At 57.0% G+C, this 19250-nt stretch carries 15 protein-coding genes; 9 read left to right on the top strand and 6 right to left on the bottom strand.

Translation table 11 applies throughout. From position 1 onward, the window contains the following. Nucleotides 1-15: 15 nt before the first annotated feature. From bamC to ypfH, 5 genes are all read left to right on the top strand, one after another. Entirely contained in the window at nucleotides 16-1050 is a 1035-nt protein-coding gene (gene bamC, locus FU672_RS05205; protein ID WP_148242409.1) for an outer membrane protein assembly factor BamC, read from the top strand. 109 nt (nucleotides 1051-1159) lie between these two features. Further along, nucleotides 1160-1873 carry a phosphoribosylaminoimidazolesuccinocarboxamide synthase gene (gene purC, locus FU672_RS05200; RefSeq protein ID WP_023332985.1) on the top strand — a complete coding sequence of 238 codons (714 nt, stop codon included), beginning with the start codon at nucleotides 1160-1162 and terminating at the stop codon, nucleotides 1871-1873. A 120-nt stretch (nucleotides 1874-1993) separates the two neighbouring features. Next, a complete protein-coding gene (gene ypfJ, locus FU672_RS05195; RefSeq protein WP_032643575.1) occupies nucleotides 1994-2863 on the top strand; it encodes a KPN_02809 family neutral zinc metallopeptidase in 870 nt (289 codons plus the stop codon). Continuing rightward, nucleotides 2863-4809 (top strand): tRNA(Met) cytidine acetyltransferase TmcA, encoded by a 1947-nt coding sequence (locus FU672_RS05190; protein ID WP_148242408.1) that lies wholly within the window; start codon nucleotides 2863-2865, stop codon nucleotides 4807-4809. The genes ypfJ and FU672_RS05190 overlap by 1 nt, the downstream gene beginning before the upstream one ends. 73 nt (nucleotides 4810-4882) lie before the next feature. Further along, the gene (gene ypfH, locus FU672_RS05185) at nucleotides 4883-5578 is read left to right on the top strand and encodes an esterase (protein ID WP_148242407.1); all 696 of its coding nucleotides are present in this window, start codon (nucleotides 4883-4885) and stop codon (nucleotides 5576-5578) included. 90 nt (nucleotides 5579-5668) lie between these two features. On the opposite strand, the gene FU672_RS05180 is transcribed toward ypfH, so the two are convergent. Genes FU672_RS05180 through FU672_RS05170 form a run of 3 tightly spaced genes read right to left on the bottom strand, consistent with a single transcriptional unit; the run spans nucleotide 5669 to nucleotide 7378 of the window. Next, nucleotides 5669-5866 (bottom strand): YpfN family protein, encoded by a 198-nt coding sequence (locus FU672_RS05180; RefSeq protein WP_129995228.1) that lies wholly within the window; start codon nucleotides 5864-5866, stop codon nucleotides 5669-5671. 24 nt (nucleotides 5867-5890) lie between these two features. Next, nucleotides 5891-7018: a succinyl-diaminopimelate desuccinylase gene (gene dapE, locus FU672_RS05175; protein ID WP_148242406.1), complete on the bottom strand. Its 1128-nt coding sequence runs from the start codon at nucleotides 7016-7018 to the stop codon at nucleotides 5891-5893. 3 nt (nucleotides 7019-7021) lie between these two features. Next, entirely contained in the window at nucleotides 7022-7378 is a 357-nt protein-coding gene (locus tag FU672_RS05170) for an ArsC family reductase (RefSeq protein WP_148242405.1), read from the bottom strand. Between the two features lie 387 nt (nucleotides 7379-7765). Here FU672_RS05170 and ypfM point away from each other — a divergent pair, with 387 nt between their 5' ends. After that, nucleotides 7766-7825 carry a protein YpfM gene (gene ypfM / locus FU672_RS05165; protein ID WP_015572204.1) on the top strand — a complete coding sequence of 20 codons (60 nt, stop codon included), beginning with the start codon at nucleotides 7766-7768 and terminating at the stop codon, nucleotides 7823-7825. A 109-nt stretch (nucleotides 7826-7934) separates the two neighbouring features. Here the strand turns inward: ypfM and acrD are convergent, their stop codons facing one another. Continuing rightward, entirely contained in the window at nucleotides 7935-11048 is a 3114-nt protein-coding gene (acrD, locus tag FU672_RS05160; RefSeq protein ID WP_148242404.1) for a multidrug efflux RND transporter permease AcrD, read from the bottom strand. A gap of 142 nt (nucleotides 11049-11190) precedes the next feature. Continuing rightward, the gene (gene narQ, locus FU672_RS05155) at nucleotides 11191-12885 is read right to left on the bottom strand and encodes a nitrate/nitrite two-component system sensor histidine kinase NarQ (protein ID WP_148242501.1); all 1695 of its coding nucleotides are present in this window, start codon (nucleotides 12883-12885) and stop codon (nucleotides 11191-11193) included. A gap of 152 nt (nucleotides 12886-13037) precedes the next feature. On the opposite strand from narQ, the gene aegA reads away from it, so the two are divergent. The 3 genes from aegA to FU672_RS05140 all read left to right on the top strand — a co-directional run bounded on the left by aegA (nucleotide 13038) and on the right by FU672_RS05140 (nucleotide 16819). Beyond that, nucleotides 13038-15014, top strand: coding sequence for a formate-dependent uric acid utilization protein AegA (gene aegA / locus FU672_RS05150; protein WP_148242403.1), 1977 nt, complete (start codon nucleotides 13038-13040; stop codon nucleotides 15012-15014). A 66-nt stretch (nucleotides 15015-15080) separates the two neighbouring features. Further along, on the top strand, nucleotides 15081-15674 hold the full coding sequence (gene nudK / locus FU672_RS05145; protein WP_148242402.1) for a GDP-mannose pyrophosphatase NudK: 594 nt from the start codon (nucleotides 15081-15083) through the stop codon (nucleotides 15672-15674). Between the two features lie 101 nt (nucleotides 15675-15775). After that, complete coding sequence (locus FU672_RS05140; protein ID WP_148242401.1) at nucleotides 15776-16819, top strand: DUF1176 domain-containing protein; 1044 nt, start codon at nucleotides 15776-15778, stop codon at nucleotides 16817-16819. 83 nt (nucleotides 16820-16902) lie between these two features. Here FU672_RS05140 and ygjK read toward each other — a convergent pair whose 3' ends face one another. Then, nucleotides 16903-19248 carry an alpha-glucosidase gene (ygjK, locus tag FU672_RS05135; protein ID WP_148242400.1) on the bottom strand — a complete coding sequence of 782 codons (2346 nt, stop codon included), beginning with the start codon at nucleotides 19246-19248 and terminating at the stop codon, nucleotides 16903-16905. Nucleotides 19249-19250 lie beyond the last annotated feature (2 nt).

The following is a 19250-nucleotide window of genomic DNA, read 5'->3' as shown; positions in this document are numbered from 1 at the left end:
GTTTAGGGAGATTTGATGGCTTATTCAGTACAGAAGTCGCGCCTGGTGAAGGTTGCGAGTGTTTCGCTTGTTATGCTGCTCGCTGCCTGTAGTTCAGATTCGCGCTACAAGCGCCAGGTGAGCGGTGATGAATCCTATCTGGATGCGACCCCGCTTGCTGAACTTCACGCACCGGCTGGTATGATCCTGCCGATTCAGAACGGCGATTATAATATTCCCGTGACCAACGGCAGCGGCCTGGTCGGTAAAGCGCTTGATATTCGTCCGCCAGCACAGCCTCTGGCGCTGGTCAACGGGGCGCGTACCCAGTTCACCGGTGATACGGCGTCTCTGATGGTTGAGAGCGCGCGCGGTAGCACCCTGTGGCCACAGGTTGTCAGCGTCATTCAGTCGAAGAACTACACCATCGATAAACGCGATGACGCCAGCCAGACCTTAACCACAGACTGGGTCGAATGGAACCGTCTGGATGAAGACCAGCAGTACCGCGGTCGTTATCAAGTCTCCGTAAAACCACAGGGTTATCAGCAGGCGGTTAACGTTAAGCTGTTGAACCTGGAACAGGCGGGTAAACCGGTTGCGGATGCCGCGTCCCTGCAGCGTTACAGCACCGAAATGCTGAACGTGATTGCCGCGGGTCTGGATAAAACCGCTACCGATGCTGCCAACGCAGCGCAGAGCCGCAACGGCGCGACCTTCGATGTGCAAAGTGGTGCGGATGATACCGGCCTGCCGATGCTGGTGGTGCGTGCACCGTTTAACCAGACCTGGCAGCGTCTGCCAGCGACGCTGGAAAAAGTAGGCATGAAAGTGACCGACAGCACGCGTTCGACCGGCAGCATGACGGCAACGTATAAGCCGCTCTCCGACAGCGCATGGCAGGAACTGGGCGCGAAAGATCCTCAGCTTGCCTCCGGTGACTACAAGATTCAGGTAGGTGACCTTGATAACCGCAGCAGTCTGCAGTTTATCGATCCAAAAGGTCACACGCTGACCCAGTCGCAGAACGATGCGCTGGTCGCTGTCTTCCAGGCAGCATTCAGCAAATAAATACGAGGGCTGGTGAATCCAGCCCTTTTTATTTTAGTGCCACGCAAACGTGTGCGTGGCATAATATCCCCAGTTTTGAACACAAATCATCACACCAGGAGTAATGAAGATGCAGAAGCAAGCTGAGTTGTATCGTGGCAAAGCGAAGACCGTATACAGCACGGAAAACCCGGATCTGTTGGTGCTCGAGTTCCGCAATGATACGTCAGCAGGGGATGGCGCACGCATTGAGCAGTTCGATCGTAAAGGTATGGTGAACAACAAGTTCAACCACTTCATTATGACCAAACTGGCCGAAGCGGGTATCCCGACCCAGATGGAAGCGTTGCTGTCCGATACGGAATGTCTGGTGAAAAAACTGGATATGGTTCCGGTTGAGTGCGTTATTCGTAACCGTGCGGCGGGCTCCCTGGTGAAGCGTCTCGGCATTGAAGAAGGTATCGAACTGAATCCACCGCTGTTCGATCTGTTCCTGAAAAACGATGCCATGCACGACCCGATGGTCAACGAATCTTACTGCGAAACCTTCGGCTGGGTGAGCAAAGAGAACCTGGCGCGTATGCAGGAGCTGACCTATAAAGCCAACGACGTTCTGAAAAAACTGTTTGATGACGCGGGCCTGATCCTCGTCGATTTCAAGCTGGAGTTTGGTCTGTTCAAAGGCGAAGTGGTGCTGGGCGATGAGTTCTCACCGGACGGTAGCCGCCTGTGGGATAAAGAAACCCTGGATAAAATGGACAAAGACCGTTTCCGTCAGAGCCTCGGTGGCCTGATTGAAGCATACGAAGCGGTTGCTCACCGTTTAGGCGTTAAGCTCGACTAACTCCCTCACTTGCCAAAGGATGTTTGCATCCTTTGGCGTCTTACCTTTGTTTCCTATGGTAATCTTGCCGTTAACCGCCTACGATCATAGCTATTATAAATGGAATAGTTCGAGGTGGTTATGCGCTGGCAAGGGCGTCGTGAAAGTGACAATGTAGAAGACAGACGCAGTGATGGCGGCGGCGGTCCTTCAATGGGGGGGCCCGGCTTCCGGTTACCCAGCGGCAAGGGCGGGATAATCCTGCTGATTGTGGTGCTGGTTGCGGGGTATTACGGCGTCGATCTCACCGGTTTAATGACCGGTCAGCCGCTGCAACAGCAGCAGCAATCTCAGCGCTCCATCAGCCCGAATGAAGATGAAGCGGCCAAATTTACCTCTGTTATTCTCGCCACAACTGAAGACACCTGGAGTCAGCTGTTCGAGAAGATGGGGCGTACCTACCAGCAGCCGAAGCTGGTGATGTATCGGGGTGCAACCCGCACCGGATGCGGTACCGGGCAATCTGTGATGGGGCCGTTCTACTGCCCGGCAGACGGTACGGTCTATATCGATCTCTCTTTTTACGATGACATGAAACGCAAGCTTGGCGCTGACGGTGATTTTGCCCAGGGCTACGTGATCGCGCATGAAGTTGGCCATCACGTGCAAAAGCTGCTGGGGATCGAGCCAAAAGTGCGCCAGCTTCAGCAAAATGCCTCTCAGGCTGAAGTGAACCGCCTTTCCGTTAAAATGGAACTGCAGGCGGACTGCTTCGCGGGCGTCTGGGGCCACAGCATGCAGCAGCAGGGCGTGCTGGAATCCGGCGATCTTGAGGAAGCGTTAAATGCCGCTCAGGCTATCGGTGACGATCGTCTTCAGCAGCAGAGCCAGGGGCGCGTCGTGCCGGACAGCTTCACTCACGGTACCTCACAGCAGCGGTACACCTGGTTTAAACGCGGTTTCGACAGCGGCGATCCGGCGCAGTGTAATACCTTCGGCAAAGCGATGTAATGCTGGGGTTTGAACAGCTGATAAGCGAGCTTGAGCGCACCGGTCATCGTCGGCTGGTGGTGCTCAGCGGTGAGGCGCAGTGGACGTTAAGCCAGGCGGTTGCACTGCGTGACGCCTTGCCCGGAGACTGGGTAAGGCTTGACGAACATCCTTCAAAAGCCATCAGCGGTCTGCTGGGACGCGAGTTCCGGCATGCTGTTTTTGATGCCAGCGTCGGGTTTGATGTCGCCGCGTTTGCCGCCCTGAGCGGAACGCTGAGCGCCGGAAGCCTTCTGGTGCTGCGGGTTCCGCCGCTCGACGCGTGGGCCGAGTTGCCTGACAGTGATTCGCTGCGCTGGAGCGACAGCGCCGAAGCGATAGCCACGCCGCATTTTGTACACCATTTCTGCCGGACGATTGCTGCCGATCCTGACGCGATTGTCTGGCTTCAGGGCTGCGCATTATCCCTTCCGCCTTTACCCGACGCGCCAGACTGGCAGCCTGCCAGCGGCGCACCGCAGCGCGAGCAGGCTGAAATCCTGGATGTGCTGCAGGGGATGCCGGGTGGCATCGTGGCCGTCACCGCCGCACGCGGGCGCGGAAAATCAGCCCTGGCGGGAATGTTGCTGAACCGCATTGCGGGCAGCGCCGTGGTCACCGGGCCGTCGAAGGGGGCGACGGATATCATCGCCCGTTTTGCGGGAGAGCGTTTTCATTTTATGGCTCCGGACGCGCTGCTTGCCTCTTCACACCAGGCTGACTGGCTGATTGTCGATGAAGCCGCTGCGATCCCCGGACCTCTGCTGGAAAAGTTAGTTGTCCGTTTCCCTCGCGTGCTGTTGACCACCACGGTGCAGGGATATGAAGGGACGGGCCGGGGATTCTTGCTTAAATTCTGCGGTCGGTTTGCCGGGTTACAGCGCTACAGCCTATCAACACCGGTACGCTGGGCTGCGGGCTGCCCGCTTGAGCGGGTTGTCGCCAGCGCGCTGCTGTTTGACGATACGCTGATCGACCTCCGCCCGGAAGGGAAGGTGCGTTTAACGTCTCTGACACCGGCGGCATGGGAAAGCCGTCCGGCGCTTGCAACGAGCGTATACGAGCTCCTCTGCGCGGCGCATTATCGCACCTCGCCGCTCGATTTACGCCGCATGATGGACGCGCCCGGGCAGCGGTTTGCCGTTGCCGAAACGAATCCGGTTATCGCCGGGGCGCTCTGGCTGGTGGAGGAGGGCGGGCTCTCCCCTGAGCTTAGTCGCGCCGTGTGGGCAGGGTACCGGCGTCCGCGTGGGAACCTGGTGGCGCAGTCTCTGGCGGCGCACGGCGGCTCTCCGCAGGCGGCGACGCTCAGAGGACGACGGGTGACCCGCATTGCCGTACATCCTCACCGTCAGCGGGAAGGGATTGGTCAGGCGCTTGTTCGCAGCGCCAGCGGCGAAGATTATCTGTCGGTGAGCTTTGGTTATACCGATGAGCTTTGGCGTTTCTGGCAGCAATGTGGGTTTGTGCTGGTGCGGATGGGCAGCCATCGTGAAGCCAGCAGCGGCTGCTACACCGCGATGGCCTTGCTGCCGCAGAGTGAGGCAGGGCGTCAGCTGTGTGAGCAGGCGCAGCAGCGTCTGAAGCGCGATATGCGGGTGCTATCGGCCTGGAACGGTGAAAAGACCCCCGTGGAGGATGGCTGGGAAGCTACCCTTAATAATGACGACTGGCTGGAGCTGGCAGGGTTTGCTTTTGCGCATCGGGCGTTTTCAACCTCAGTTGCCGCGCTGACACGGTTGCTATTAACGGTGGATATGCCGCTTCCGGCCCTGCGTGGGAAAATGGAAGGAAAAGCGGAAGACGTCGGGCGAAAAGCGTTGCTGGCAACGTTGCGGAGTGAAACCGCACAAGCGATTGAAAGCCTTGATTATCCGCGCTGCCAGCAGTTGAAAGAAGACATTTTGCAATGGCAATTTTTTCAATGACTTCTTCAGTAAAGTGGCATGGTCATTCACGTCGGGAGGCGTAGAATCCAGGTCATCTATTAAGGAGACCACCATGAAACACGACCATTTTGTTGTTCAAAGCCCTGACAAACCGGCTAAACAGTTACTGCTTCTGTTTCATGGTGTTGGCGATAATGCCGCCAATATGGGTCAGATTGGCAGCTGGTTTGCGCCCGTTTTTCCTGAGGCATTGATTGTCAGCGTCGGTGGCGTAGAACCATGTGGCCCAAACGGACGCCAGTGGTTCTCTGTTCAGGGTGTGACGGAAGAGAACCGTCAGGCCCGCATTGACGCCATCATGCCTACCTTTATCGATATCGTCCGTTACTGGCAGCAGCAGAGCGGCGTGGGTGCCGATGCGACCGCGTTGATTGGCTTCTCGCAGGGGTCAATCATGTCGCTGGAAAGCGTAAAAGCGCAGCCGGGTCTGGTTTCACGCGTCATCGCATTTAACGGCCGTTTTGCGACGTTACCGACAAGTGCAACCACGCAGACCACGATCCACCTGATCCACGGTGGTGAAGACCGGGTGATTGAGCTCTCACATGCGGTTGCCGCTCAGGAAGCCCTGATTCGCGAAGGTGGGGATGTGACGCTGGATATCGTTGACGATCTGGGCCACGCGATTGACGACCGTAGCGTGCAGTTCGCGCTCGATCGTTTGCGTTATACCGTACCGAAGCACTACTTTGATGAAGCGCTCAGCGGCGGTAAGCCGGATGATGATGATATTGTTGAGTTTATGTGAGGTTTCCCCCTCACCCCCAGCCCCTCTCCCCAAAGGGGCGAGGGGGGCTTGTTCCCTCTCCCCTACGGGGAGAGGGTTAGGGTGAGGGGATTATTTCTTCTGGTCCTTCTTCGGCCAGTCGTCGTCATCGTCCCACTTGTCGTTAAAATCACGGTGCGGGGGAAGATCCGGTTTGTTGGCGAGAAACTTTTTATGGTCAACGCGCTTAAGATCTTTAACCACGTTAAGCAAAACGCCGACCAGAAAAACTAACACCAGAATCCACCAGTACTTTGAAAGCCAATCCATTCGCTATTCCTCTCAGAGCGTTCGTCAGGCGACGAGTTGCTCCATAATACGTTGATACATACGGGCCAGCAGTTGCAAATCTGCCGCATTGACACACTCATTTATTTTATGAATGGTTGCGTTCACTGGACCCAGTTCGACAACCTGGGCACCCATACGGGCGATAAAGCGTCCGTCCGAAGTGCCACCCGTTGTCAGCAGCTGTGGCTTAATTTCATTATAGTGCTCGATGGCGTTCACCACCGCATCCACCAGTTTACCGCGCTGCGTCAGGAACGGCTGACCGGAAAGCCACCACTCCACGGTGTAGCGCAGGTGATATTTTTCCAGCAGGGCGACAATGCGCGCTTTGATCATCTCATCGGTCAGTTCGGTGCTGAAGCGGAAGTTAAACTGGACGAAGTAATCACCCGGGATCACGTTATTGCTGCCGGTCCCGGCTTTGACGTTCGCAATCTGCATGCTGGTCGGCGGGAAGAATTCGTTGCCTTTATCCCACTCTATCGCCACCAGTTCGTTCAGCATTGGCGCAGCGCGATGGACCGGGTTATCGGCCAGATGCGGATAAGCAACGTGCCCCTGAACGCCGTGAATGGTCAGGTTGCAGGTCAGCGAGCCACGGCGTCCGTTTTTGACGACATCACCCACCACTTCGGTACTGGACGGCTCCCCGACCAGGCAGTAGTCGAGACGCTCGTTACGCGCCATCAGCGCTTCAACGACCTTCACGGTACCGTTATGGGCACTGGCTTCTTCGTCGGAGGTTACCAAAAACGCGAGACGGTTTTTGTGGTTTGGATGCTGAGCAACAAAGCGCTCTGCCGCCACGACCATCGCCGCCAGAGAGCCTTTCATGTCTGCCGCGCCGCGACCAAACAGCATGCCATCGCGGATGGTCGGTTCAAACGGCGGGTTAATCCAGCGATCCGCGTCACCAGCCGGAACGACGTCAGTATGCCCGGCAAAGGCCAGCGTTTCACCCTGGCCGCGCCACGCCCAGAAGTTCTGGGTATCGCCAAAATCCATGCGTTCAACGGTAAAACCGATGGCACGCAGGCGCTCAATCATAAGTGCCTGACAACCTGCGTCGTCCGGGCTAAGGGAAGGACGGCGAATAAGCTGCTGAGTCAGCTCAATGACCGGGCATGACATAAACTACACCTCAACGAAAAAGTCGGAATAAAGGGTTTCACTGAAACCCAGCAGCATAGGCTGCCCTGGCGCGCAGAGCAATGGGCGTTTGATAATTGCCGGCATCTCGAGCATCAGTTTTGCCGCGCTGTCGGCGTTGTTGATGCTGGCGCGCAAAGATTCGTCCAGTTTACGCCAGGTAGTACCGCGCGTGTTCAGCAGTGCTTCCCACCCCAGTTCGCCGATCGCGCTATGCAGAAATTCTGCATCAAGCCCATCGGCACGGTAATCGTGGAAGCGGTACTCCACGCTGTTAGCTTCCAGCCAGCGGCGGGCTTTTTTGATGGTGTCGCAATTTTTAATGCCGTACATCACAACCATGTTGAATCCTTTTGCTCTTATGGCGATTAAATGTTCAGTAAATTCGAAGATATATCCTTAAGTGGAATATAACACATTCATGAATCGTCTGGATTTACACTTCATCTTAATTCAACTCACATCTGTACGCTGAATATTCTTTCACCCTTTAAGCATAGATGTCCATAAAGTTTAAATTTCGAATAAACTCAGCGGGTAAAATAAAACTCACCCGTCCGTAGGGTTATTTCAAAATATTGCTAGCCGTCACAAAAAATTGAGGCCTCTCCGTTCATATTTATCATAAATCCCCGAAGGACGTGGGGTACAATCACAGCAATTGGTTAAATAGTCTTCACAATGATGGTCCGTTTTTGTAGAATGCGCATAATAATAAGAGAGGGTGTTATGATTGAACGTGAACTGGGGAACTGGAAAGATTTTATCGAAGGCATGCTTCGTAAATGACATTCAGTAAGAATTGCAAGAGCACTAAAATAAGTAAAATAACCATAGTGTGAATTAATCACACAATAAAAAGGCGGCCGATAAAGCCGCCTTTTTTTATTTCAATCACTTACTCAGCACGTTCCTTTAACGGGAAGCGGCGACGCACCAGCACAAAGAACAACGGCACGAAGTAAATGGCCAGGATGGTTGCCGAAATCATGCCGCCCATGACCCCCGTCCCGACGGCATGCTGGCTGCTGGAGCCTGCACCCGTACTGGTTGCCATCGGCAGTACACCAAAGACAAACGCCAGCGACGTCATCAGGATTGGGCGTAAGCGCTGACGGCAGGCGTGCAGCGTGGCGGCCATCAGCTCGTGGCCTTTGGCATTCATCTCATTGGCAAACTCAACGATCAGAATGGCGTTTTTCGCCGACAGCCCAATCACGGTGAGCAGACCCACCTGGAAGTAAACATCGTTCTCCAGGCCGCGCATCCAGGTCGCAAGCAGGGCACCGATGACGCCAAGGGGCACGACCAGCATGACGGAAAACGGGACTGACCAGCTTTCATACAGTGCGGCAAGGCAGAGGAAGACCACCAGCAGAGAGAGTGCGTAAAGCGCGGGAGCCTGTGCCCCGGAGAGACGCTCCTGGTAAGACATGGCCGTCCACTCCAGACCAAAACCGGTGGGCAGCTGTTGCACCAGTTTTTCCATGGTATCCATGGCGGTACCGGTACTGACGCCCGGTGCGGCTTCCCCTACGATTTCAACCGCAGAGTAGCCGTTATAGCGCTCCAGACGCGGCGAACCGCTCTCCCAGTGCGAGGTGGCAAACGTGGAGAACGGCACCATGCCGCCAGCGTTATTCCTGACAAACCAGCGGTTAATATCATCCGGCAGCATGCGGAACGGCGCAGCGGATTGCACATACACTTTTTTCACGCGGCCGCGATCCATAAAGTCATTCACATAGCTTGAGCCCCATGCCGTTTGCAGGGTGTCATTGATATCGTTGATCGAGACCCCCAGCGCCTGCGCCTTACGCTGATCGATATCCACCTGCAGCTGCGGGCTGTCGTCAAGACCGTTATGGCGAACGCGGGTCAGGCCAGGATCCTTGCCCGCCAGCGCTAACAGCTTATCGCGTGCCGCCATCAGCGCCGTGTGTCCCGCCCCGGCGTGATCCTGTAGCTCCATATCAAACCCGGCGGAACTGCCCAGGCCGCTTATCGCCGGCGGGCTGCTGGCAAAGACGCGCGCTTCCTTAATGTGCGCAAAGGCTTTGGTCGCGCGTTCAATAATGGCAAATGATGTTCCCGTTCTGGTATCGCGCTCGTCCCAGTCCTTCAGGCGGACGAACATGCGGGCGACGTTCTGCCCGTTTCCGCCCGGGCCAGAGCCCACGGTGGAGAAGACCGACACAACGTTATCTTTCTCTTTGGTGAAGAAGTACTGTTCCACTTTCTGGACCACTTTCAGCGTCTGCTGCTGCGTTGCGCCGCTCGGGAGCTGTACCGAGGTGGTGAACATTCCCCGGTCTTCCATCGGCAGAAACGAGGTGGGGAGATGCATAAACAGCCAGACCATGCCGCCCAGCAGCACAACATAAATCATCATCCAGCGCAGGCTGCGATGGAGCACGCCACCGACGGCAGATTCATACCGCGCGGCATTGCGGTTGAACATGCGGTTAAACCAGCCGAAGAACCCTTTTTGCCCGTGTTGCTCCCCTTTGTGCAGCGGTTTCAGAATAGTGGCGCACAGCGCAGGGGTGAGGATGAGCGCCACTAGCACGGAGAGCACCATCGCCGAGACGATGGTTATCGAGAACTGACGGTAAATCGCCCCGGTTGTGCCGCCAAAAAAGGCCATCGGGATAAAGACGGCCGACAGCACCATCGCAATACCGACTAACGCCCCCTGAATTTGCCCCATGGATTTGCGCGTCGCCTGGCGCGGAGAGAGTCCTTCTTCGCTCATGATGCGCTCGACGTTTTCAACCACCACGATGGCATCATCCACCAGAAGGCCAATTGCCAGCACCATCGCAAACATCGTCAGGGTATTAATGCTATACCCGAACGCGTAAAGCACCGCAAAGGTCCCCAGCAGCACCACGGGCACGGCAATGGTGGGGATCAGCGTCGCGCGGAAGTTTTGCAGGAACAGGTACATCACCAGGAACACCAGTGCGATGGCTTCCAGCAGGGTCTTTACCACGTCCTCAATCGACGCTTTAACGAAGGAGGTGGTCTCATAGGCGACTTTGTACTCCAGCCCGTGCGGGAAATACTGCGACAGCTCATCCAGACGGTCTAACACCAGTTTCGCCGTGGCCATTTCGTTTGCGCCGGAGGCCAGTTTAATCCCCAGACCGGAGGCCTGATTGCCGTTAAATCGGCTCAGGTAGTCGTATTTTTCCGCCCCCATTTCCACCGTGGCGACATCCCCCAGACGCACTTCCGACCCATCCTGATTCACGCGCAGGGTGATGTTGCGAAACTGGTCCGGCGTCTGCAGCAGGGATTGCGAATTAATGGTGGCGTTCAGGGCCTGTTTATCGACGGACGGCGTTCCCCCCAGTTGCCCCACCGCAATCTGGGCATTCTGGGCTTTGATGGCATTCGTCACGTCGGTTGCCGTCATCTGGACGCTGTTCAGCTTGTTGGGATCGAGCCAGATGCGCATTGAGTACTGTGAGCCGTAAGCGTCGATATCCCCGACGCCGTTAATACGGCTGATGGGATCCTGAATATTACTGGCGACGTAGTCGGCAATGTCCTGCTTATCCATCGAGCCATCTGTCGAGACAAACGCGATGGTCAAAATGTTGGTATCACCGGTTTTACGCACGGTCACGCCCTGATTCTGCACCGCCTGGGGCAGCTTGCGCATGGCCGACTGCAGCTGGTTTTGTACCTGCTGCACCGCTTCGTCCGGGTCGGTGCCCGCCTTAAAGCTCAGGGTCACCGTCGCCTGACCTGTGGCGCTACTTTGCGAGGACATGTACATCAGGTTATCCAGACCCGTCATGTTCTGCTCGATAACCTGCGTCACGGTGTTTTCCAGCGTTTGTGCGGAAGCGCCGGGGTAGTTTGCTGTGACACGCACGTTAGGCGGTGCCAGATCGGGGTATTGCTCAACAGGAAGTGAAGTAATCGCCAGGACACCTGTCAGACACAACAGGATGGCAAGCACCCAGGCAAAAATGGGGCGATCGATGAAAAAATTCGCCATGAAAGTGTGACCTCGTTTTGCTGCACGTCATTATTGTTTATTGCCCGCATAACTTTAGCGGTAAGGGCCAGGTCAAACGTGGAGAAATAAAGGAGATAATGTAAATTATCATGCGCCTTTTCCTGCGCTTCCCTCTTTACCGTTATTTACCCGTTAACGGCGTGGGCACCGGGAACGTCACGCTGACCAGCGTGCCGCCGTTTTGCGGCTGCGAAAAGTGCAGCATTCCTCCGAGTCGTTGCGCGCGTTCGCGCATAATGTTCAGCCCGTAGTGTCCCGGCGGCTCGCTGGCTTCGCCAATCCCGATGCCGTTGTCACGAATGCTGACGCTGTGCGTACCGTCCACTGCGGTCACGCAGCTTACGGTGATCTCGCTGGCCTGCGCGTGCTTAATGGCATTCAACACAGCCTCACGCACGATCTGCAACAGATGCACCTGCTTTTGCGCGTCCAGCGCCAGCGAGGAGAGGCGGCAGTCGAGATGCAGCTTCGCCTGCGTCTGGCTCTGCAGGACGTCGAGGGACTCCTGTAGCGCCGCGGGTAAATTCGCGTGGTTCAGCGTCAGGCGGAAGGTGGTGAGCAGCTCGCGTAGCTGCTGCCAGGCATTGTTCAGTTCGCGGGAGAAGTCGGTGATGATGGTCTGCGCCGGAGTATTGTCCTCCGGCACGGCGCGTTTGAGCAATGCAAGCTGAATGCGCAGATACGACAGCACCTGCGCCAGCGAATCGTGCAGCTCGCGGGCAATGGTGGCGCGCTCTTCCATCAGCAGCAGCTGCTGGTAATGCTTTTGCGCCTGGTTAAAGTACAGCCCGCGCCCGAGCATGGTCGCCACGCTTCTCATCAGCGGGAGGGGGACGCTGTCCGTCTCGCTTTGCCAGCGCAGCTCGCCATAAAGGGTGTCCTGCATCAGTACCGGCAGGTTTTGCAGAGGAGCGCCATGTGACTCCGTCCCTTCACACAGCCGCCAGTCGTCGCTGGTGCGCAGTTCCAGATAATTCATCTGCGTATAGTCATGGACAATCTGCAGAATATGCCGGAAGCAGTGGCTGTCTATCTGGCCGGTATTCAGCGCCTGAGAGCACTTGAACAGCATGTCGAGCTGCTGGTGGGCTTCATGCAAATGCCGCGTTTTTTCCGCGACCGAGGCCTCAAGCGAACGGTAGAGCGTATCTAATTCGGCGGACATGTGGTTGAAGGCGCGGGAGAGTTGGCCCAGCTCGTTCGGTAGGGTGGTATCCGGCGCCGGGGTTGCAAATTCCCCTCGCTCAACCCGTTCGCTGGCCGCCACCAGATTGTTAAGCGGCACCACCACCTGGCGACGGATGCGTCGCAGGGTAAACAGCGTCAGCAGCAGGATCCCGAGAGCGCCCGCCAGCGAGAGCAGGGTCACCGTCTGAATTTTATGTTCGGTGTAGTGCTGAAGGGCGAGCACAAAGGCATCAATGCGGCCGACAAAATCCTCAATATGGGTTTGATACCACGCGCTGTCGCCGCGGGCGATGTGTGCATCCATCTCCAGCCAGGCTACGTGCAGCTGCTGGTAGCGCGCTTTAACATTGTCCGGGACGTACCAGCGGTTCAGCTTCTGCAGGGCAGGCGCGCTCAGCGTCTGTTGCCAGCTGTCGCGATGCGCGGCAAGGGAAGGGCTGTTGCGCTGCATCTCGTAGCCCAGACGATAGCTCTGCATACGCAGCGAACCCGCGATATTAATGGCTTCGGCGTCACGCTGGCTGCTGGCAAGCGTCAGCAGCGCAACGGTGCTGGTCAGCACGGATAAGATAATTATCGAAAAGAAAGCCCAGGCAAGGCTTCCGGAAACGGGTCGTTTAACGGTCACAGAACGGCTCTCTGAATAAAATTGATCTGCCACAGGTTCACTGTAAATAATTCGGCATTCCGGGCATTTGAACATTGCCCGATCGCGCCGTGATGCGTAAATACCATATTCATACAAAGAATAAGGTTATTGAACCAAAAACAGGTGTGGTTATGAATCGTTTTATTATGGCTAACAGCCAGCAGTGCATTGGGTGTCGCGCCTGCGAAGTGGCCTGCGTGATGGCGCACAACGATGAGCAGCACGTCCTGAGCGAGCGCCATTTTCATCCCCGTATTACGGTCCTGAGATCCGGCGACAAGCGACGCCCCGTCACCTGCCATCACTGTGAAAATGCACCCTGCGCGCAAAGCTGCCCGAACGGCGCCATCAGTAAATGCGATGACAGCGTACAGGTGAATCAACGAAAATGCATTGGCTGCAAGGCCTGCGTGGTGGCCTGCCCGTTTGGCACGATGGAGATTATCGTCACCCCGCTCGAAAACGGCAGCGTGAAGGCCTCGGCGAATAAATGCGATCTCTGCCAGACGCGACCACACGGCCCGGCCTGTATCGAAAATTGCCCGGCGGATGTCCTCTCACTGGCGACGCCTGCTGTCCTTGATAATCTGGCGAAATCGCGCCGACAGCGCACGGCCTGCCTGGAGGCGCAGCCCTGGCATGCGGAGGCCGTCAGAGAGGACGCTCCGCGCACCAAACTGCAGCAGATGCAGGCGACGGTGCCACGCGGCGAGCCCGACAAACTCTCTGGCGCAGAACGCGTGGGCCATTTTAACGAAATTTACCTGCCATTCCGGGACGGGCAGGCCGCCCGCGAGGCGTCGCGCTGCCTGAAATGCGGAGAGCACAGCATTTGCGAATGGACCTGCCCGCTGCATAACCACATCCCGCAGTGGATTGAGCGCCTGAACGCGGGGGATATCGCCGGCGCGGCCGAGCTTTCTCATCAGACCAACTGTTTACCTGAAATTACCGGCCGCGTCTGTCCGCAGGACCGATTATGCGAAGGTGCCTGCACAATACGTGAAGAGGCGGGAGCCGTGACCATCGGTAACATCGAGCGCTATATCTCCGATCGGGCGCTGGCGATGGGCTGGCGGCCGGATATGTCCGCCGTCACGCCGTCAGGGAAACGTGTCGCCATCGTCGGCGCGGGGCCCGCCGGGCTGGCGTGCGCCGACGTGCTGGTGCGCAGCGGCGTGAGTGTGACGGTCTATGATCGGCACCCGGAAATTGGTGGATTGCTGACCTTTGGCATCCCGGCATTCAAGCTGGACAAATCGCTGCTCGCGCGGCGCAGAGAGATCTTTACCGCAATGGGGATCCGCTTCGAGCTGAACTGCGAGGTGGGCCAGGACGTGTCGATGTCGCAGTTAAAGAACGATTACGACGCCCTGTTTATTGGCGTGGGGACCTATCGCTCGATGAAGGCAGGTATCCCGCATGAAGACGCACCAGGGGTCTATGACGCGCTGCCTTTTCTGGTAGGGAATACGCGGCATGTTATGGGGCTGGAGGCGACGGCCAGCGAACCGTTCATCGACACCCATGGCTTAAACGTGGTGGTGCTCGGCGGGGGCGATACCGCGATGGACTGCGTCCGCACCGCGTTACGCCACGGTGCGGCGAAGGTGACCTGCGCCTATCGTCGGGATGAGGCCAACATGCCGGGCTCGAAGAAAGAGGTGAAGAACGCCAGAGAAGAGGGCGCGGCGTTTGAGTTTAACGTCCAGCCGGTTGAGTTGACGCTGGATCCGAACGGAAAGGTCAACGGTATCCGGATGCTGCGTACCGAGCTCGGAGAGCCGGATGCGCAGGGACGCCGTCGGCCCGTTCCCGTGGCGGGCAGCGAGTTTGTGATGGCCGCGGATGCGGTCATCATGGCGTTTGGTTTTAACCCGCACGCGATGCCGTGGCTGCAGGCGCAGGGGGTCGAAACGGATGACTGGGGGCGGATCGTTGCTTCGGTCGAGAGCCGTTACCGTTACCAGACGACCAACCCACAGATTTTCGCCGGGGGTGATGCGGTACGCGGCGCGGATCTGGTGGTGACCGCAATGGCGGAAGGGCGTCACGCGGCGCAAGGGATACTCGACTGGCTTGGGGTTAACGCACCAAAACATCATTAAACCGGCGGGCGACAAAGCGGGATTCGCGGCGTAGTATAGGACGACTCATTGTGTCGTGGAGCCCGTATGACCCTGAAAATTGACGTTATCAAAGACAAAATTCTCTCTGAAAACTACTTTGTCCTGCGTAACATCACCTATGATCTTACACGTAACAACGGTGAAGTGATCCGCCACAAACGCGAGGTCTATGACCGCGGAAACGGAGCAACCATTCTGCTCTATAACCGTGAAAAGCAGAGCGTGGTGCTGATCCGTCAGTTCAGGGTGGCGACATGGGTCAATGGCAACCTCGACGGACGTCTGATTGAAACCTGCGCGGGTCTGCTCGATGATGATGAGCCGGAAGTTTGTATCCGCAAAGAGGCCGTAGAAGAAACCGGTTTCGAAGTGGGCGAGGTCAAAAAGGTCTTCGAGCTGTTTATGTCACCGGGCGGCGTGACGGAGCTCGTCCATTTCTTTATTGCGGAATACAGCGACGCGCAGCGCACTCACCGGGGCGGTGGCGTTGAGGATGAAGATATCGAAGTGCTGGAGCTTCCTTTTTCCCGGGCGCTGGAGATGATGCGTTCAGGCGAAATCAGGGATGGTAAGGCAGTGATATTACTGCAGTATTTACAGACAACCGGGTTAATGAACACTGCTTTTGAACGGATGTAGTGTGTTTTTCGGGTATATCTGATAAATCCGATTGAGCAACCCCGGCGGGAACACGAAGATACTGCCCAGTTAAGCGTTTTCGTTCCGGGATTGTGTCATTCATGCGCTACAGCGTCTTTTTGTTTTACCTGTTTTGTGTGCTCATCGCGCCGCAGGTGCGGGCTGCACCTGCCCAGCAAGCCTTCTCTGACTGGCAGGTGACCTGCAATAACCAGAACTTTTGCCTTGCACGCAACACGGGTGAACACCGTGGTCTGGTCATGACGCTCACCCGAAGCGCCGGGGCGAAAACGGATGCCACGCTGCGTATCGATCTCGGCGGTCTTGATACGCCCTCGGTCAAAGAGCCAGAGATTGCACCCCGGCTGCTGCTGGATAACGTTCCCCTGAAGCTGGACAAACAGCACTGGCAGCTCACGCCCTGGCATCTGAAAACGGACGATGCGGCCACCATCACCGCCTTTCTGAAAAACATCCAGGAAGGGAAGACCCTGACCCTGCGCGGCGGTAAGCAGGTCATTTCACTGAGCGGTCTGAAAGCCGCGCTGCTGTTCATTGATGCGCAGCAAAAGCGCGTCGGCAGCGAAACCGCCTGGATTAAGAAAGGTGACGATCCTCCGTTGAGCGTTCCGCCTGCTCCCGCCTTAAAAAAGGTGGCGGTCGTCAACCCGACCCCGACGCCACTTTCCCACGCCGAACTCAACGACCTGCTGGACTATGGTACCGGACGGATGAACAGCAGCCAGTGCTCGCTGGATCCTAACCGCCGGGAAGTACGCGTCACCGCGTTAACGGATGACAAAGCGCTGCTGATCGTCAGCTGTGAGGCGGGGGCCTATAACACGGTCGATCTGGCGTGGCTGGTATCACGTAAAAAACCGTTCAACGCCCGGAGCGTCAGGCTGCGTCTGCCGTTTACGCCGTCAAGCGACGGCAGTGAAATGGAGTTGATGAACGCCAGTTTCGATGAGAAGACGCGCGAGCTGACAACGCTCGCGCTGGGGCGCGGTATGGGTGATTGTGGGATCCAGACGCGCTGGCGTTTTGACGGCCAACGTTTCCGCCTGGTGCGTTATGCCGAGGAGCCCAGCTGCGACAACTGGAACGGGCCAGATGCCTGGCCCACGCTGTGGATCACGCGGTAGTTTTTTGCCGGGTGGCCTGGCGCGATGGTTTTGTAGGCCGGGTAAGCGATAGCGCCACCCGGCAATGCAGACCGCACCCCTGGTTACTGTTTACGGAAAAAGTCGTTATACAGCATGTATAGATGCGCCGCGCTCCACGAGAAATTAGGCGCGCCTTGCTGTGCCCCGGTCAGCGGATTGTAGTTTTCCTGAATCGGGCCGTCGGACGTTAATCCCTTTGCATGTTTAAAGAAGCTTTCCGCCAGCGTTTGTGCCTGTTCCCGGTGGCCATAGCGTTCCATCCCTTTCAGCCCAAACCAGAACTGGTCGACCCAGACCCGGCCGCGCCAGTAGATATCCGGACCAAATGCCGGGTTGGTTAGCGCGGCAGTCCCGAGCGGCACATAGGTGTTGAACTCTTGCGGATCCAGCATTACCTTCACCACGGCATCAGCATGCTCCTGCGTGGCCGCACCGTTAAACAGCGGCGACCAGCCTTCCGGTCCTTTACCGCGCTCGACGATAGGCTTGCCCGCACAGCCGTTCGCCAGCGGTTTATCCTCAATCCGGATGTCATAATAAAAGCCGCTCTTCGCATCGAACATGCAGGTATTGATGTAGCTCGCGAGCTTATCCGCCAGCTGACGGTAGCGGCTGGCCTCCTGCTCTTTGCCCAGCAGGCTCGCCATCTGCGCCAGATAGTGATTGTCGCTGTACATATAGCTCGCCTGGTCGACGGACTCCTGCAGCAGCGAGTAGCCCAACAGCTTGCCCTCTTTGTCACGGTTTTCGGCAAACTTCACCGTCCAGTCGCTGTGTTTACCGCCGTTTTCGATGTATTTATCCAGCTGGGATTGATCGATAAAACCGAATACGGCGGCGTCATCGCGCCCTGATTCCCACGAGGCCGCAACCTGCGCCGGGATCTCCAGACTGTCGTAATGGCCCTTGTCGATGACCCTGGCATAATTCTTCAGCCCGGAGAGGGATTCTTCTTTCTCGCCTTTTTTCACCGTGAAGAGCATGTCGCCGCTGGCGGTGTTATGGGCCTTGTCGCGCGTCGCGCCGTACTCCGGCACGCCGTTGCCGTTGTGGTCGCGGTTGCGCAGCCACCAGTCGTGATAGGCCACCAGTTTAGGATACATTTCCGCCAGCCAGGCCTTATCCTGCGTGGTGTTGTACACCTCCATCACCGACCACGCCGCCAGGCTCGGTTTGGTATTGCGCTCATTCCAGTTGCCGCCGTCGCCGCCGCGTTCCGGGCTCAGGTTCCAGGCGATGAGATCCGGCACAAAACCGGCATCCTGCGGGCGAACCGGATCGTCGGGTTTGATTTGCCAGGAGAAGACCGCACGAATGTTCTCTTTGGCGATTTCCGGGTTGAAATGCGACATGGCAAACGCCTGTTTCCAGGTATCCCACGGCCAGGTCTGGTTGCCGGAGAACCAGCGTCCGGTGACGGATGGCGTTACCGTGTTATAGCGCACCGCGCCGCCCGGCGAGCGCCAGTTGCCGTTCAGCGTTTCGATGGCCTTCACCGCCACGCGGGTTTGCTCTGGCGTCGCATCAGGATTGGTTAACCCTTTCTGCAAATAGCCTTCCCAGCGCTGTTGCGAGGCCATCATATAAGCGGCCGGGCGCGCCAGAATATCGCGGATCTGCACCTGTTCGCGCTTTACCTCATCGGCGTTCAGCAGATGGGAATAGGTGGTATACAGCGTGGTGCTGCTGGTAACGTGGGCCCGGCTGGTAAAGCGATGCCCGTCGACCGTGGTTTCTGTGGGTATCGACTTGTGGATCTGATATTCGGAGCTTCCGGAAGTGAGCAGATCCCACGTTGAACGCACTTTGCCAAAGGTGACTTTCAGGCCGTCACGCGTGGGGACCAGCTTGCGCTGGTAATCCGGATACGCGCCGTCGATGGTCTTATCTGAAAGCGGTTTACCTTCTTTGGCCTCCAGTTTTTCCAGCAGTTCTCCATCCCACACCAGATCGAGCGGCGTTTTACTGATGATGCGGGTTTCCAGCAGCGAGCTGCGCGCGGTGGCAAAGCGCAGCGTCATCGCGATCTGCACATCTTTCGCACTTAGCTTCTGCACCAGCGCGCCGGGAATACTGTAAGCCTCAAGGGTAAAATCCACTTTTTTACCGTTCTGATACACGCTCAGGCGATCGAAATTGGTCGCCATAAAGTTGATGTACTCTTCGGTGAGCAGCGCTACGCCGGGAAATCCTCCCTGAGTCTGCGGTCCGTCCGGCAGCAAATGCCCATGCCAGGCACCCAAATCGAAAAAGGGATTAAAACGCTGGTGGTCGTCAGCGTCGAAATCATGCATGTACGCCGGTGCACCGGTACGGTTGATGACGTTTTTAAAATCAGTTGGGGTTGTGGCGTGAGCCGAAAAACTGATCGCCAGCGCGCAGGCCAGCGGTGTAAGGCTGAGTTTCATGA

Origin of the sequence: Enterobacter asburiae (assembly GCF_008080435.1) — a bacterium.
In the GTDB taxonomy this organism is placed as follows: domain Bacteria; phylum Pseudomonadota; class Gammaproteobacteria; order Enterobacterales; family Enterobacteriaceae; genus Enterobacter; species Enterobacter asburiae_C.
The sequence above is the reverse complement of the archived record's forward strand: the minus strand, read 5'-3'. Positions and strand labels throughout refer to the sequence as shown.

Coding starts and splice junctions, on each gene's coding strand:
- bamC (WP_148242409.1), top strand. CDS start 16: ATGGCTTATTCAGTACAGAAGTCGCGCCTGGTGAAGGTTGCGAGTGTT.
- acrD (WP_148242404.1), bottom strand. CDS start 11,048: ATGGCGAATTTTTTCATCGATCGCCCCATTTTTGCCTGGGTGCTTGCC.
- dapE (WP_148242406.1), bottom strand. CDS start 7,018: ATGTCATGCCCGGTCATTGAGCTGACTCAGCAGCTTATTCGCCGTCCT.
- nudK (WP_148242402.1), top strand. CDS start 15,081: ATGACCCTGAAAATTGACGTTATCAAAGACAAAATTCTCTCTGAAAAC.
- ygjK (WP_148242400.1), bottom strand. CDS start 19,248: ATGAAACTCAGCCTTACACCGCTGGCCTGCGCGCTGGCGATCAGTTTT.
- ypfJ (WP_032643575.1), top strand. CDS start 1,994: ATGCGCTGGCAAGGGCGTCGTGAAAGTGACAATGTAGAAGACAGACGC.
- aegA (WP_148242403.1), top strand. CDS start 13,038: ATGAATCGTTTTATTATGGCTAACAGCCAGCAGTGCATTGGGTGTCGC.
- ypfH (WP_148242407.1), top strand. CDS start 4,883: ATGAAACACGACCATTTTGTTGTTCAAAGCCCTGACAAACCGGCTAAA.
- FU672_RS05170 (WP_148242405.1), bottom strand. CDS start 7,378: ATGGTTGTGATGTACGGCATTAAAAATTGCGACACCATCAAAAAAGCC.
- FU672_RS05140 (WP_148242401.1), top strand. CDS start 15,776: ATGCGCTACAGCGTCTTTTTGTTTTACCTGTTTTGTGTGCTCATCGCG.
- FU672_RS05180 (WP_129995228.1), bottom strand. CDS start 5,866: ATGGATTGGCTTTCAAAGTACTGGTGGATTCTGGTGTTAGTTTTTCTG.
- FU672_RS05190 (WP_148242408.1), top strand. CDS start 2,863: ATGCTGGGGTTTGAACAGCTGATAAGCGAGCTTGAGCGCACCGGTCAT.
- purC (WP_023332985.1), top strand. CDS start 1,160: ATGCAGAAGCAAGCTGAGTTGTATCGTGGCAAAGCGAAGACCGTATAC.